The sequence below is a fragment of the Paraburkholderia sp. BCC1876 genome (genome assembly GCF_902833695.1).
Taxonomy (GTDB): Bacteria; Pseudomonadota; Gammaproteobacteria; order Burkholderiales; family Burkholderiaceae; genus Paraburkholderia.
Map to the genome: position 1 here is coordinate 859,614 of NZ_CADFGI010000002.1, position 14,595 is coordinate 874,208.

Here is a 14,595-nt window from a genome sequence, read left to right on the forward strand (position 1 = left end):
CCGGGCGCCAGGTCGCGCAGCGCCTAGGGCGCCGGAGTCGAAGTTGCAGCCGACGCAGACGCCGTAGTCGCAGTCGAGGTTGAAACCACCGGCGCTGATGCCACCACCGGCCCAGACGCACCCGCATTGCTCCCCGGCGCTCCATCCCACTGCCAGCCACCGCCCAGATTTTTAATCAGCGTCACGCTCCCTTGCGCGAGCAACGACTGACTATCCGTCAACGATTGCGCCGCCTGCAACAACGTCAACTGTTGCGTCAGCACGCTTTCCTCGCTCGCCGTCCCGGCCAGCAACTGCGCCCGCTGGCTCGCGAACAACTGCTGGTTGCGCTGATAGATCTCGCCATACGCCGCGGCCTGCTGCTGCAAATGATTGATCGACGACAGACTGTCCTCGACACTCTGAAACGCCGTCAGCACCGCGCCGCGATAGTTCGCGACATCTTCATCGTAAGTCGCGCGGGCTTCGCGCACCGCGGCGCTGCGCGCGCCGCCGTCGAAGATCGTCGCGGCCAGATCGGGCCCCAGCGTCCACACGCGGCTCGGCAGCGAGAACAGGTGCGCGAACGCGTTGTGCTCGAAGCCGCCTTGCGCCGACAGATCCAGCACCGGGAAAAACGCCGCTTCGGCCGCGCCGATTTTCGCGTTCGCGGCGGCGGCCGTGCGTTCCGCGCTCACCACGTCGTAGCGCCGTTCGAGCAATTGCGACGGCAACGCCAGCGGCACCGAGGGATTGGCGAACGCGTAATCCTTTTTCGGCGGCAGCGAGAAGCCGGAGGGCGGCACGCCGATCAGCACGGCGATCGCATGCTCGTCCTGTTCGCGCGAGGTTTCGGTGGTCTGCAATTGCGCGACCACGATCTCCAGCGTGTCTTGTGCGGTCAGCACGTCGTCGTTCGACGCGGTGCCTTGCAGAAACGCGGTGCGCGTAATGTCGAGAATGCGTGCGTCGATTTTTTGCTGCTGTTTCAGCGAGTCGATATCCAGATCGGCCTGGCGCAACGCGAAATAATCGTTGGTGAGCGTGGCCGCGATCGACAGGCGTTCGCCCGCTAACTGCGCGTCGCTAGCTTGCGCGCTGGCTTTCGCGGACTCGACCTCGCGCCGCACTTCGCCCCACAAGTCCGGCTCCCAGCTCGCCGTGGCCGTGGCGCTGACCGAATTCCGTATGCCGGCCACGGTGCTGCCCGTCGTGCTGCTGATACCGGAACTGGCCGCGCCATTGCCGGTGCCGCTACGCGTCGCCGAAAGACCCGCCGTGATCACGGGGAAGAGGCTCGCGCGGTTGGCGTCGACGGTGGCCTGCGCGAGCCGGTACGCGGCTTCGGCCGCGGCGATCGACTGATTCGCCTTGAGCGAGCGGCCGATCAGATCCGTCAGCGTGTCGTCCTGATAGACCTGCCACCATGTGCTGGACAGCGACGCTTGCGGATCGGCCTGCGCGCGTTGCCAGTTCACGCCTTCCTTGAACGTCGCGGGAATCGCCACCGTGGGTTGGCTGTAATCCGGCCCGACCGCGCAGCCGGTCATGCACAGCGTCGCCAGCCCCACGCCCAAGCCCGCAACCGCGCTCAACACTCTGCTCTTCATGATGTTGCTTCCTTCCCGTGACGTCGACGGCGCAGACGCTGGTACGCGCGGTCGAGCCACAAATAGATGACCGGCGTCGTATATAGCGTGAGCATCTGGCTGAAAATCAGTCCACCGATAATCGAAATGCCCAGCGGCTTGCGGAATTCCGAGCCGTAGCCGGAGCCGAACACGAGCGGCAGCGCGCCGAGAATGGCCGCGCTGGTCGTCATCATGATCGGGCGAAAACGGATCAGACAGGCGCGCGTGATGGCCTGTTCGGCGGGCAGATTGGATTGCCGTTCCTCGGTAATCGCGAAGTCGATCATCATGATCGCGTTCTTCTTGACGATGCCGATCAGCAGGATCACGCCGACCAGCGCGATGATCGACAACTCCGTATTGGTGACCAGCAGCGCGATCAGCGCGCCGACGCCGGCCGAGGGCAGCGTCGACAGAATCGTCAGCGGATGCATCAGGTTCTCGTACAGCATGCCGAGCACGATATACACGGTGAGCAGCGCGGCGACGATCAGGATCGGCTCGCTTGCCACCGATTGCTGGAATACCTGCGCCGTGCCCGCGAAGCTGCCGACAATGCTCGCCGGCATGCGGAGTTGCGCGACGGCTTCGTCAACCTGCTGCGTGGCCTGACCGATCGACGCGCCCGGCCCGAGATTGAACGACGCCGTGACGGCCGGGAAGGTGCCCTGATGGTTGATCGAGATCGCCGTTTGCGCGATCGAGAAATGCGCCATCGCGGCCAGCGGCACCAGCGCGTTGCCGTTCGACAGCACGGCGGTGGAGGGCGTCGCCGTACGGCTGCCCGGACCGGCCATGGCCGCCGCGCTGGCCGCCGCCGCCGCAGCGGACGCCGCGTTCGCGGAGGTCGCCACGCTCGGCGCCGTGGATGTGCCGCCGCCCGTCGAACCGCTGCCCGAGGTGGCGGCCGCACCGGCCGGCACATAGATCGCCTTCAACGCGGCCGGATCGGTCCAGTACTCGGGCGCGAGTTCCATCACCACGTGATACTGGTTCGCGGACTTGTAGATGGTCGACACCTGGCGCTGCCCGAACGCGTCGTACAGGCCCTGATCGATCGACGCGAAATTGACCCCCAGCCGTGCCGCCGTATCGCGATTGACGACCACGCTCGCCTGCATGCTGTTGTCCTGCTGGTCGGTGTTGATGTCCTGCAGCATCGGCAGCTTGTGCATGGCGGCGACCACCTTGGGCACCCATTTGTCCAGATCGGTCTGCTCGTCGGCGGTCATCGTGAACTGGTATTGCGCGCCGCTTTGCCGGCCGCCCACGGTAATGTCCTGCGCCGATTGCAGGAACAGCCGCGCGCCGGGAATATTGGCGAGCGAGCGGCGCAACTGCGCGATCACCTGATCGGCGCTCGCCTTGCGCGGCCCGAGCGGTTTGAGCGTGACGAACAGCAGCGCGGTATTGACCGAATTCGAACCGCCGACAAAACCGCCCACCGCCTGCACGTTCGGATTCTTCAGCACCAGTTGATTGATCTTGAGGAATTTCTGCTGCATCGCGTGATACGAAATGCTCTGCGACGCCTGCACCTGACCGATCAGGCGCCCGGTGTCTTCCTGCGGGAAGAAGCCTTTCGGAATCACGATATACAGCAGCACGTTCAGCGCCAGCACCAGAATCGTCACGATCCCCATCAGCACCGGATGGCGGATCACCCAACCCAGCGTGCGCGCATAGAAGCGGTGAAAGCGCGAATTGGGGTATTCGTTGTAGTCGTGCGCCTGGCCGGTGCTGCGCAACGCGATGCTGGAGAGCATCGGCGTGACGGTCAGCGAGATGATCATCGACATGATGATCGCCACCGACAACGACACGGAAAACTCGCGGAACAGCCGTCCGACGATCCCGCCCATCAGCAGCAGCGGAATGAACACCGCGATCAGCGAGACGCTGATGGTCAGCACCGTGAAGCCCACTTCGCGCGCGCCGGTCAACGCCGCCTGCATGGGCGGCTCGCCGCGCTCCATGTGACGCATGATGTTCTCGACCACCACGATCGCATCGTCGACCACGAAGCCGGTCGAGATGGTCAGCGCCATCAGCGAGAGATTGTTCAGGCTGAAGCCGAGAAAGTACATCACGCCGAAAGTGCCGAGCAGCGACAGCGGCACGACGATCGCGGGGACCAGCGTGGTGCGCCAGTTGCGGAAAAACGCGAAGGTCACCGCGGTGACCAGCAGCACCGAGATCGCCAGCGTGATCTCGACGTCGAGCAGCGACGCGCGGATCGTCGACGTGCGGTCCATCAGAATGTTGAGGTTGATGGTCGGCAGGATCGACGCTTCGAGAAACGGCAGCGCGGCCTTCACGTTGTTGACCGTGTCGATCACGTTCGCGCCCGGCTGCTTGTAGACGATCAGCAGCACCGCCGGCTTGCCGTTCGACAGGCCGTAGTTCTCCAGATTCTCTACGTCTTGCCGCACATAGCCGAGATCGGAGATGTGCACCACGTCGTTGCCGCTCTGCTTGACGATCAGCGGCGCGTAGTCGGAGGCGTTGTAGAGCTGGTCGTTCGCGCCGAGGTTGTACTTCAACGGCCCGACGGCGGCCGAGCCTTTCGGCAGATCGACGTTGGCCGTGGCGATCGCGCTGCGAATCTGTTCGAGGCTCACGCCGTAGTGATTCACGCGGTCCGGGTTCAGTTCGATCCGCACCGCGGGCAGCGCGCCGCCGCCCACGGTGACATCGCCGACGCCCGGCGTTTGCAGCAACTTCTGCTGCAGCACGGTCGACGCCGCGTCGTAGAGCTGGCCGCGCGTCGCCGAGTCGGAAGTGAGGCTGACGATCAGGATCGGCGCGTCGGCCGGATTGACCTTGCGGTAGGTCGGGTTGCCGTCCAGATTGGCCGGCAGGTTGGTGCGCGCGGCGCTGATCGCGGCCTGCACGTCGCGCGCGGCGCCGTTGATGTCGCGATTCAGATCGAACTGCATCGTGATACGGGTCGCGCCGAGCGAGCTCACCGAGGTCATCTGCGTGATGCCGGAGATCTGGCCGAACTGGCGCTCCAGCGGCGTCGCGACCGAGGTGGCGACGGTGTTCGGGTCCGCGCCCGGCAGCGTAGCCTGCACGCTGATAGTCGGGAAATCCACCTCGGGCAAGGGCGCTACCGGCAGCAGCTTGAACGCCAGCGCGCCGAACAGCGCGATACCGATCGCTAGCAGCCCGGTCGCGATCGGACGCGCGATGAACGGTTCGGACAGGTTCATCGCGTCACTCCGCCGCAGGCGCGGGTTGGTCGCGTTTGCTGAAGCGGTCTTCGACGCGGTGCATCGCGAGATACATGACCGGCGTGGAGAACAGCGTCAGCAACTGGCTGATCACCAGCCCGCCGATAATCGCGATCCCCAGCGGATGCCGCAATTCCGAACCCATGCCGGTGCCGAACGCGAGCGGCACCGCGCCGAACAGCGAGGCCATCGTGGTCATCAGGATCGGCCGGAAACGCAGTTCGGCGGCGCGGCGGATCGCTTCCACCGCAGGGAGCTTTTCGTTGCGCTCCAGCTCGAGCGCGAAGTCGATCATCATGATGGCGTTTTTCATGACGATGCCGATCAGCAGCACGATCCCGATCAACCCGATGATGTCGAACTGCGTGCCGGTAATCACCAGCGCGAGTAAGGCGCCGAGCGCCGCCGACGGCAGTGTCGACAGAATCGTTACCGGGTGAATGAAGCTTTCGTACAGCACGCCGAGCATCAGATACACCACGATAATCGCCGCGCCGACCAGAAACGCCTCGTTCGACAGCGACGACTGGAAGGTCGCCGCCGTGCCTTCCAGCGACGCCTGCACGGTCATCGGCAGGCCGATCTGCTTCTCGATGTCGGCGAGCCGCGTGACGGCCGTGCCGAGCGTATAGCCGGGCTGCAGATTGAACGACACGTCGGCATACGGGAACTGCCCCTGGCGGTTGATCGTGACCGGCGCGTGGACCAGCTTCATCGTCGCCATGCTCGCGAGCGGCGCGACGCTGCCCGACGCGGTATCCACATAAAGGCCAGAGAGCAGGTCGGACAGGTTGCCCGAGGTTTTGTCGGCGACCAGCACGACGTGATACTGATTCAGCTGCGTGTAAATGGTCGACACCTGGCGCTGGCCGAACGCGTCGTACAGCACGTCGTCGATCGCTTGCGGCGTGACGCCCAGGCGCGACGCGGTGGCGCGGTCGAACGTCAGTTGAATCTGGTTGCCTTGTTGCGACGCCTGGCTTTGCACGTCGGCGAAGGCCGGGTCTTTTTTAAGCGCGTCGATCAGCCTGCCGGTCCATACGTTCAGCACGTTCGGGTCCGTGGCCTGCAGGCCGACGCGGTAGCTGGTGGTCGAGATCGTGTCGTCGAGCGTCAGATCCTGCACCGGATGCAGGAACAACCGCATGCCGGCGAGGCTCGCGGTCGCGTCCGACAGACGCCGGATCACGGCGGCGCTGCTGTCGCGATCGCCTTTGTCCTTCAGGTTGATCAGCACGGTGCCCTGGTTGAGCGTCGGGCTCGTCTGATTGATGCCGACGAACGACGACAGACTCGCCACCGCCGGATCTTTCAGCAGATCGCTCACCAGTTGCTGCTGCTTCTGCACCATGTACGGAAACGATATGCTCGGCGCCGCCTGCGAAATGCCTTCGATCAGGCCGGTGTCCTGTTCGGGGAAGAAGCCCTTGGGCATCAGCAGCAGAATCGCGAAGGTCAGCGCGGCGGTCAGCGCCACGGAGAGCAGCGTCAAACCGCGATGCTCCAGCACCCAGCCGAGGCCCTGCACATAGCGGCGATTCACGCGGTCGAAGAAATCGACCCGGTGTTCTTCCTCGTGCGCCTTGAACATGCGCGAGCACATCATCGGCGTGAGCGTCAGCGAGACGAATGCCGAGATCACGATCGCGATGGCCAGCGTCAGCGCGAATTCGCGGAACAACCGGCCGACCACGTCGCCCATGAACAGCAGCGGAATCATCACCGCGATCAGCGACACCGACAGCGAGATGATCGTGAAGCCGATCTGTTTCGAGCCTTTGAGCGCGGCTTGCATCGGCGTGTCGCCGGCCTCGATGTAGCGCGTAATGTTTTCGATCATCACGATCGCGTCGTCGACCACGAAGCCGGTCGCGATGGTCAGCGACATCAGCGTCAGATTGTTCAGCGAGAAGCCCAGGCCGTACGCGACGGCGAGCGTGCCGATCAGCGAGAGCGGCACCGTCACCGCCGGAATCACCGTGGCGGCCACCTTGCGCAGGAAAATGAAGATCACCATCACGACCAGCGCGACCGCCACCGCGAGTTCGTATTCCACATCCGTGACCGACGCGCGGATGGTCTGCGTGCGGTCGGTCAGCACCGCGACCTTGAGGGTGGCCGGCAGGCTGGCGCGCAATTGCGGCAACAGCTTCTGTACGCGGTCCACCACGTCGATCACGTTGGCGCCCGGTTGCCGCTGGATGTTCAGCACGATGGACGGCGTGCTGTTGGTCCAGGCGGCCTGCTGCACGTCTTCGGCGGCCTGCACGGAGGTGGCGATCTGCGCGAGGCGGATCGGCGCGCCGTTCTTGTACGCGAGCACGATGTCGGGGTATTGGTCGGCCGATTGCAACTGGTCGTTCGCGCCGATCGAATACGCCTGGTACTTGCCGTCCAGATTGCCCTTGGCCTGGTTGACGTTGGCGTTGCCGAGCGCGGTGCGTACGTCGTCGAGCGAGAGGCCGAGCGAGTTCAGCGCGCCCGAATTCGCTTCGATGCGCACCGCCGGGCGCTGGCCGCCGCTGATCGTCACGAGGCCGACGCCGGAGATCTGCGAGATCTTCTGCGCGAGACGGGTGTCGGCGAGGTCTTCGATTTTGGTGAGCGGCAGCGTGTTCGAGGTCAGCGATAACGTCAGTACCGGGGCGTCGGCGGGATTGACCTTGCTGTAGACCGGCGGATAGGGCAGGTTGGCCGGCAGGTAGCTCGCGGACGCGTTGATCGCCGCCTGCACTTCCTGTTCGGCGACGTCGAGCGACAGCGACAGGTCGAACTCCAGCGTGATGACCGAGACGCCGTTCGAACTGGTCGAGTTCATCGTCTTCAGGCCGGCCATTTCGCCGAGCTGCACTTCGAGCGGCGCGGTGATCGACGAGCTGACCACGTCCGGGCTCGCGCCCGGATACTGCGTGTAGACCTGGATGGTCGGGTAGTCGACCTCGGGCAACGCCGAGACCGGCAGCAGGTGATAGCCGAGCAGGCCGGCCAGCAGCACGGCGATCATCAGCAGCGTGGTCGCGATCGGCCGCTCGATGAAGGGGCGCGAGATGTTCATGGAGACCGGCTGTTAGTTGGAGGCGGGAGAGGCGGCGGCGCTTGAAGCACTTGGAGCACTTGAGGCGCTGGCGGCGGAGGATGCCGCCGCGCCTGCCGCGCCCGCCGTTGCCGATGCCGACGCGCTCGCTCCAGACGCCCCAGCCGGCGGCCCCGCCACCACCCGCACCGCCGAGCCGTTATCGAGCTTGTCGGCGCCGTCCGTCACCACCTGCTCGCCGGCTTTCACGCCATCGTCGAGAATCGCCGTGTTGTCGCCGCTAACCGGCCCCGCCTTCACATTGCGCAGCGCCACCTTGTTGCCCGCGCCGACCACGAATACGAAATCGCCGTTCGTGCCGTGCTGGATCGCCGCGGTCGGAATCACCGGAATCTGCCGGAGCGTATCCGCCTGCATCCGCGCATTGACGAACTGGTTTGGAAACAGCGCGTCGCCGGACTGCGGGAACTCCGCCTTCACCTTGACCGTGCCGGTGGCGGTGTCGACCTGGTTGTCCACGGCGAGCAAGGTGCCGTGCGACAGCAGCGTTTTCTTGTCGCGGTCGTAGGCGAGCACGGCGACCGCGCCACGCGACATGGCGCGATGAATCTGGCCGAGATAGTCTTCCGGCACCGCGTACACGATGGTCGCCGGCTGCAACTGCGTGATGACCGCGACGCCGGTCGTGCTGGTCGTCGTGATGTAGTTGCCCGGATCGACCAGGCGCAGACCGACCACGCCGTCCACCGGCGACGTGATCGTGCAGTAGCTGACCTGCACCTGCAGGTTCTTCACGTTGCCGGTATCGGACACCACCGTGCCCTGATTTTCGTTGACGGTCGCGATCTGCGTGTCGAGCGTCTGCTGCGTGATCGAACCGACCTTGATCAACTGACGGTAGCGCTGCAGATCGAGTTGCGCGTTGGCGAGCGCGGCCTTGTCGTGCGTCAGCGTGCCTTGCGCCTGCACCAGTTGCGCTTCGAGCGCGCGCGAATCGATCCGCGCGATCACCTGGCCGCGATGCACCAGTTGGCCTTCCTTGAAGTCGACCGAATCGAGAATGCCGTTGACCTGGGTGATGATGGTCACGGTGCGCGTCGGCGTGACCGTGCCGAGCGAATCGATATAGACCGGCACGTCGGCCAGTTTCGCCGCGACCGCCGAGACCGGCGTGCCGGGCGGCACGGCCGGCGTCTTGCGCGCGGGATGCCGGAAGAAAAGCAACCAGACGGCCACCACGATCAGCAGCACGAGGACGGCGAGCGCCGGCCATTTCAGGTTGGTTCTTTTCACGTGCGCCTCGTTCGATCAGACAGGGTGGTTTGCCGGCTATGCTCTGCAACCACCGTGCCAACAGTGCGATGCCGATGCCTTCGGGTTCGCGCACGCTCAGGCGGCGGCCGGTTGTCGCGATTCACGACGCAAGGTGTCGCAAATCAGGACAATGTCGGGCGCACGACGGTCGACCGTGCGTGTTTCAGAGGCCGTTGCGCCAAACCCGGCAGCCTCGCCACGCCTTTGAAATGCCCGCCGATGGCCGAATGACCTGCTCAAGCGCCCATCCATGCCGGATAGCTTCGCTCTGGCATACCATTCGCATCAGGGAGTGCGGCGGAGACTCTGCGGCTGAGGGACTGCGCCAGAGTCAGCCAGAGATAAAACACGGGACAACACCATGCTTCGATCGTTACGCGGCCGGCTGATCGTGCTGCTTGCACTGCTGGTCGTCGCCGCAGGCGCAACCGCCTGGCTGATGGTGGGGCTGTTCCATCAATCGGCGGCCGCACAGGTTGGCCAGGCCGCCGCGGAAAACGCTCGCGCCTGCGACGCGATCGCGTCCGCCTACCGTCTGCATAGCGCCGACTGGGGGGCCGCGCCGCCCGCGCTCGACGACACCGCCGCGCGCGGCCGTCTGAGCGCCGTCGTGCAGAACGCGTTGCGCAACCGGCCGGGCGTGCAGGGCGGCATCTGGCACGGCGACACGGGCTCGCTCGCCTACGCGTTTCCAACTTACGACGGCGCCGCGCCGCGCACCGACCCGCCAGGCGGCGAGCTACCACGCATTCGCGAGATCAATGCCGCCGCGCTGACCAGCGACCGCGCGGCCAGTCACCGCTACGGCGCGCGCTCGCAAACCTTGCTGATCTCAGCCTGTCCGCTGCCGGGGCCGATCCCGCATCTGACGGCGTGGACGATGACATGGACCTTCACCTTCGCGGGCCGCAGTTACTATCAACTGATGGCGGGGCAAGCCGTGCTGCTGGTGACGGTGCTGATCGCGGCCGCGCTGCTGACCCATCTGACGATGACCTGGTCGCGCCATGTGTCGCAGATCGAGACGGCGCTCAGTTCGTACGACGTGGCCGACCTGCCGGTGTTGCCGCCCACCCGCGAGCGCGAGCTGGACCGCATCGTCCTCGCGCTGAACGAGGCCGGCCGGCGGCTATCGGTCGCGCGGCAGCGGGGCGACACGCTCGCGCGGCAGATGGCGACCGCCGAGCGTCTCGCCGCGATCGGCCGGGTGGCCGCCGGCGTCGCGCATGAGATCCGCAACCCGATCGCGGCGATGCGGCTGAAAGCGGAAAGCGCGGTCGCGGGCGGCGCCGAGCGTCAGCCGCAAGCGTTGCGCGTGATTCTCGGCGAGATCGAACGGCTCGACGCGCTGGTGCGCCGGTTACTGAGCATCACCGAACACGACGAACCGAAACGCGAGCGGATCGAAGTCAGCGCGTTTCTCGACGCCTGCGTGGCTCAACATACGGAGCGTGCCGCCGCCCGGCAGTTGACGATCGCGAGTTCGGCCGACTGGCAGGAGGCGCGCTTCGACCCGGACCAGGTGCAGCGCGCGCTCGACAATCTGATTCTGAACGCGATCAACGCCGCGCCGGCCGGCAGCCGGATCGAGGTCGCCGCGCTGCATCGCGCGGAGGCGCTGGTGCTGTCCGTGCACGATCGCGGCTCGGGGCCACCCGCCGATATCCAGGATCATCTGTTCGAACCCTTCGTGACCGGACGGCCCGACGGCACCGGTTTAGGCTTGTCGATCGTGCGCGAAGTCGCGGTGGCGCACGGCGGCGCCGCGCGTTTCGTATCGACCGACCACGGCACTACTTTCGAGATCATCCTGCCATGCCCCACATCCTGATCGTCGACGACGACGCCACCATGCGCGACGCGCTCGCCGAAGTCGTGGTCGATCTCGGCCACACCGCCTGTCTCGCCGCCGATGGTTTGAGCGCGCTGGCCCTGCTCGACACCGAGCCGGTCAGCGCGATGTTTCTCGATCTGCGCATGCCCGGCATCGACGGACTCGAGGTGCTGCGCCGGTTGCGCGCGCGGCCCACGGCGCCGGCGGTGACGGTGCTGACTGCGCACGCCACCGCGTCCAATACGATCGAAGCGATGCGCCTGGGCGCGTTCGATCATCTGACCAAGCCGATTGGCCGCGCCGATCTCGCGCAGGTGCTGCAGCGCATGCTGTCGAGCGTCGCCGAGCCGGGCGCGAGCTTTCCGGCGGAAGAGGCCGAGGCGATCATCGGTTCGAGCGAGGCGATGCGGACCGTGCAGAAGACCATCGGCGTGCTCGCCGATAGCGACGCCACCGTGCTGATCACCGGCGAGACCGGCACCGGCAAGGAAGTCGTGGCGCGGGCGATTCACGAACACGGGCTGCGTCACGACCAGCCGTTCGTCGCGATGAATTGCGCGGCGATTCCGGTCGATCTGCTGGAGAGCGAGTTGTTCGGTCACGCGCGCGGCGCGTTCACCGGCGCCACCGCCGATCGCGACGGCGCATTTCGTCAGGCCGCGCACGGCACGCTGTTTCTCGACGAGATCGGCGATATGGACATGGCGATGCAGGCCAAGATTCTGCGCGCGTTGCAGGAGCGGGTGGTCGTGCCGGTCGGCGGCAAACCGGTGCCGGTCGACGTGCGCGTAATCGCCGCGACTCACCGTGATCTGCTGCGCAGCGTGCGTGACGGGAGTTTTCGGGAGGACCTGTTTTACCGGCTGCACGTGGTGCCGATTCATCTGCCGCCGCTGTCGGCACGCATTGCGGATATCGTGCCGCTCGCCGAGTATTTTCTGACGCGCGTGGCTGCGGGCAAGCGCCTGTCCGCCGATGCCGCCGCGTTGCTGATCCGCTTTGCGTGGCCCGGCAATGTGCGCGAACTGAAGAACGCGATGGAGCGCGCCGCGGTGATGGTGCGCGGCGAATACATCCACGCGACGGACCTGACGTTTTTGCAGGACGCACGCTCGCCGCAGGATTTAGCGCTTGAGTTCGACTGGCCGGATGAGGACTTGCCTTCCGCGCTGGCAAGGCTCGAAGAGATGCTGATTCGCCGCGCGCTCCGCCATAGCGGCAACAATCGCACCGATGCCGCGCGGCGTTTGAACGTCAACCGGCAACTGCTGTATGCCAAGCTCAAGCGCTATGGGATCGATGTAGCGGATTCGGGGCGCGATACGTAGGTGGGGTGAGGGGAGAGGTGATAATGGGCGTCCTTTTTATAACGCAACGAAAAGAGAACGCCGCAATGAAACGCATCCCCTCACACCGACGCCCGACTTACGTTCAATTGATGGCGGGCGCTGTGCTCGGCGTCGCCCTCGCATTCGGTTCCGTGCTTCCTGCTGTTGGGCAAACCGCTGCACAGACCGACACGCAGAGCGATGCCCAGACCGATCAGGCAGTCGATGCGCGGATGGACTTTCTGTTCGGCTCCCACGTGCCGTACCGCCAGTTCTTCGACCAGTTGCAACAGGCCGTGGCGCGCGCCGACAAACCGGCCGTCGCGGGCATGGTCAAATATCCGATCACCGTCGCGTTGCATGGCAAGAAAGTGACGCTGCGCACGAAGCGCGACTTCGTCGCGCATTACGACGCAATCTTTACGCCGAAGCTGGTCGATCTGGTCGCGCATCAGACCTATGCGACGTTGTTCTCGCGTGATCAGGGCGTGATGATCGGCGGCGGCGAAATCTGGTTCAGCGGCATCTGCCGCGACAAGACCTGCAAGGACGTGTCGGTCAAGATCATTACGCTGAATCTGGATTCGTTGAACGGCTGAGTAGCGTTGCCGCCGTTGCCGCCACTGTTATCGCCGCCGTCCGCGCGGCGTTCCGCTACTCCTGCGCGCCGCGCCGCAGCGCCAGCATGAAGAAGCGCGCTATTTCATCCGCGAGTTCGGCTTTGGCCGCCGCGAAATCGAAACCCGGGCGGCGCGTGTCCGCATAGCGCGCCCGCAAGGTTTGCGCTTCGCGGCGTGCGTCGTTGGCCTTGGTGGAATCGAGTTCCGGCGTGCGAACCGCGTGATCCGCCAGCACGATCACGGACTCGGGCAATACCTCGAGAATGCCGCCCGCGACGAAAATATGCTGTTCAACGGTCGTGCCTTGCTCGTGAACCGTGACCACGCCCGGCTTGATTTTCGTCAGCAGCGGCGCGTGTCGCGGGAAAATACCGAGTTCACCGATCTCGCCGGGCAACACGATGAAGCTCGCCTTGCCGGAATAAAGCATCTGCTCGACGCTCAGAATGTCGACTTGCATAAAACTTTCCATCACCGAGGTCCTCTCGTTCGCAGCCTGGGCGGCACTCAAGCCCGAAAGCCCGTAAGCCCGTAAGCCGATAAAAAGCCTAAGGCCACCTACACGGCCGCCGCGCCGCCGACGATCTCGCACAGTTCCGTCGTGATCTGCGCCTGGCGGGTCTTCTGATACAGATGCCGCAGATCGCGAATCACGCGGTCGGCATTCTCGGTCGCCGTCTGCATCGCGAACATCCGCGCGCATTGCTCGCAGGCGTTGTTCTCGGCCACCGCCTGGTAGATCAGCGCTTCGACATAGCGGAGCAATAACGCATCCACCACCGGTTTAGGACTCGGCTCATACAGGTATTCGGTCCGCACCGCGCCGGCATGCTCAACTTCTTCGCCCTCGCGCCGCATTTCACCGAGCGGCAAGATCCTGTCGATGCGCGGTTCATACGAGAGCGCGCTGCTCAGGTGGTTGTACGCCACGTAGACCTCGTCGAGGTGGCCGGCGAGAAAGCCGCTCAGCGGCACGCTCACCGCGCCGAAGAAAGACTCGAAGTGCAGATCCGCGCTCAACGCGGCGGTTCGCGCGACGATATGGGCGCCGTGCCGCATCAACGGGCCGGCGCCGCGCGCGCCGATCACGATCACCTCGGCTTCCACGCCGCGGCGTTGCCAGTCATTGAGGTTTTCGGCGCAACGCATCAGCAGCCGGCTATTGAGCGGACCGCATAGGCCACGGTCGGTGCTGACCACGATCAGCCCGACCCGCGCGATCCGGGCGCGCTTGACGAACAACGGCGACACATAGTCGGGACTGTCCTCGCGCGAACGCAGCGCGATTTCGCGGATCCGTTCCGCGTACGGACGGAACGTGCGGGCGCGCCGCTGCGCATTGGCCATTCTCGTGCGCGCCATCATTTCCATCGCGCGGGTGATCTTGCGGGTCGCCGACACGCTGCGGATCTTCGAGCGGATTTCGCGGATGTGCATGCGCCCATTCCTTCTTCACGTGGTAGAGGGCCGGCACGAGCAAGGCATCCCTATCGAATCCCTTCGTCGCGCGGTTCATCACAGAGTAAGGCGTTCCATACCGGGTGCGGCTTGAGTTAGATCAATGGCCCAGGGATTCACCCTAATACTATGGATTCGTCGCGGCACGGCGACGTCGCGCC

Annotated in this window: 9 protein-coding genes; 3 read left to right on the plus strand and 6 right to left on the minus strand. The window is 65.2% G+C overall.

The features are described 5' to 3' along the window. Positions 1-23 precede the first annotated feature (23 nt). From HWY05_RS10300 to HWY05_RS10315, 4 genes are read right to left on the minus strand one after another with little or no spacing between them, the layout of a single operon-like run. Positions 24-1,589, minus strand: coding sequence for an efflux transporter outer membrane subunit (locus HWY05_RS10300; protein WP_176058233.1), 1,566 nt, complete (start codon positions 1,587-1,589; stop codon positions 24-26). Beyond that, positions 1,586-4,825, minus strand: a complete 3,240-nt coding sequence (locus HWY05_RS10305) for an efflux RND transporter permease subunit (RefSeq protein WP_176058234.1) — start codon at positions 4,823-4,825, stop codon at positions 1,586-1,588. The genes HWY05_RS10300 and HWY05_RS10305 overlap by 4 nt, the downstream gene beginning before the upstream one ends. Positions 4,826-4,829: 4 nt before the next feature. Then, positions 4,830-7,901: an efflux RND transporter permease subunit gene (locus tag HWY05_RS10310; protein WP_176058235.1), complete on the minus strand. Its 3,072-nt coding sequence runs from the start codon at positions 7,899-7,901 to the stop codon at positions 4,830-4,832. A gap of 12 nt (positions 7,902-7,913) precedes the next feature. After that, positions 7,914-9,173, minus strand: coding sequence for an efflux RND transporter periplasmic adaptor subunit (locus HWY05_RS10315; protein ID WP_244146564.1), 1,260 nt, complete (start codon positions 9,171-9,173; stop codon positions 7,914-7,916). Positions 9,174-9,555: 382 nt separating this feature from the next. Between HWY05_RS10315 and HWY05_RS10320 the strand changes: the two genes are divergently transcribed. The 3 genes from HWY05_RS10320 (at position 9,556) to HWY05_RS10330 (ending at position 12,955) form a co-directional block, all read left to right on the plus strand. Further along, a complete protein-coding gene (locus tag HWY05_RS10320) occupies positions 9,556-11,025 on the plus strand; it encodes a HAMP domain-containing sensor histidine kinase (RefSeq protein WP_176058236.1) in 1,470 nt (489 codons plus the stop codon). Continuing rightward, the gene (locus HWY05_RS10325) at positions 11,010-12,356 is read left to right on the plus strand and encodes a sigma-54 dependent transcriptional regulator (RefSeq protein ID WP_176058237.1); all 1,347 of its coding nucleotides are present in this window, start codon (positions 11,010-11,012) and stop codon (positions 12,354-12,356) included. The genes HWY05_RS10320 and HWY05_RS10325 overlap by 16 nt, the downstream gene beginning before the upstream one ends. 65 nt (positions 12,357-12,421) lie before the next feature. After that, positions 12,422-12,955, plus strand: coding sequence for a hypothetical protein (locus HWY05_RS10330; RefSeq protein WP_176058238.1), 534 nt, complete (start codon positions 12,422-12,424; stop codon positions 12,953-12,955). Between the two features lie 55 nt (positions 12,956-13,010). On the opposite strand, the gene HWY05_RS10335 is transcribed toward HWY05_RS10330, so the two are convergent. Both HWY05_RS10335 and atpG read right to left on the minus strand, forming a co-directional pair. After that, entirely contained in the window at positions 13,011-13,448 is a 438-nt protein-coding gene (locus HWY05_RS10335; protein WP_035550004.1) for a F0F1 ATP synthase subunit epsilon, read from the minus strand. An 86-nt stretch (positions 13,449-13,534) separates the two neighbouring features. After that, complete coding sequence (gene atpG, locus HWY05_RS10340) at positions 13,535-14,413, minus strand: ATP synthase F1 subunit gamma (protein ID WP_176058239.1); 879 nt, start codon at positions 14,411-14,413, stop codon at positions 13,535-13,537. Positions 14,414-14,595: the final 182 nt, after the last annotated feature.

Excerpts from the sequence above, each read along its gene's own strand:
- HWY05_RS10300 (WP_176058233.1), bottom strand. The coding sequence starts at position 1,589 with ATGAAGAGCAGAGTGTTGAGCGCGGTTGCGGGCTTGGGCGTGGGGCTG.
- HWY05_RS10305 (WP_176058234.1), bottom strand. The coding sequence starts at position 4,825 with ATGAACCTGTCCGAACCGTTCATCGCGCGTCCGATCGCGACCGGGCTG.
- HWY05_RS10310 (WP_176058235.1), bottom strand. The coding sequence starts at position 7,901 with ATGAACATCTCGCGCCCCTTCATCGAGCGGCCGATCGCGACCACGCTG.
- HWY05_RS10320 (WP_176058236.1), top strand. The coding sequence starts at position 9,556 with ATGCTTCGATCGTTACGCGGCCGGCTGATCGTGCTGCTTGCACTGCTG.
- HWY05_RS10325 (WP_176058237.1), top strand. The coding sequence starts at position 11,010 with ATGCCCCACATCCTGATCGTCGACGACGACGCCACCATGCGCGACGCG.
- HWY05_RS10330 (WP_176058238.1), top strand. The coding sequence starts at position 12,422 with ATGAAACGCATCCCCTCACACCGACGCCCGACTTACGTTCAATTGATG.
- HWY05_RS10335 (WP_035550004.1), bottom strand. The coding sequence starts at position 13,448 with ATGGAAAGTTTTATGCAAGTCGACATTCTGAGCGTCGAGCAGATGCTT.
- atpG (WP_176058239.1), bottom strand. The coding sequence starts at position 14,413 with ATGCACATCCGCGAAATCCGCTCGAAGATCCGCAGCGTGTCGGCGACC.